3 tRNA genes are annotated in these 326 nt (G+C 50.9%); all 3 read right to left on the reverse strand.

Going from position 1 to position 326, the window contains the following annotated elements:
- Positions 1 to 16: 16 nt before the first annotated feature.
- The 3 genes from FD19_RS09495 to FD19_RS09505 all read right to left on the reverse strand — a co-directional run bounded on the left by FD19_RS09495 (position 17) and on the right by FD19_RS09505 (position 302).
- Positions 17 to 89: transfer RNA gene (locus tag FD19_RS09495), tRNA-Thr, on the reverse strand.
- A 35-nt stretch (positions 90 to 124) separates the two neighbouring features.
- A tRNA-Leu gene (locus FD19_RS09500) sits at positions 125 to 208 on the reverse strand.
- A 21-nt stretch (positions 209 to 229) separates the two neighbouring features.
- A tRNA-Lys gene (locus tag FD19_RS09505) sits at positions 230 to 302 on the reverse strand.
- Positions 303 to 326: the final 24 nt, after the last annotated feature.

Raw genomic sequence — 326 nt, forward strand, 5'->3', positions numbered from 1 at the left:
GATTATTGTTGGTAAATGCCGACTATAGGATTCGAACCTACGACCCCCTGTTTACAAGACAGATGCTCTACCAACTGAGCTAAGTCGGCCTAAAAGTAAAGCAGCTGCCAAAGGCAGCCAACGCTGCGGGTGAAGGGACTCGAACCCCCACGGTTGATTAACCACTAGAACCTAAATCTAGCGCGTCTGCCAGTTCCGCCACACCCGCATTAAACTGATCCTACTGGAATGAGCCGTGACAGGCTCGAACTGTCGACCCTCTGATTAAAAGTCAGATGCTCTACCGACTGAGCTAACGGCTCAAATGGAGGATACAGGGCTCGAAC

The sequence above is a fragment of the Lacticaseibacillus thailandensis DSM 22698 = JCM 13996 genome, from assembly GCF_001436135.1.
Lineage (GTDB): Bacteria > Bacillota > Bacilli > Lactobacillales > Lactobacillaceae > Lacticaseibacillus > Lacticaseibacillus thailandensis.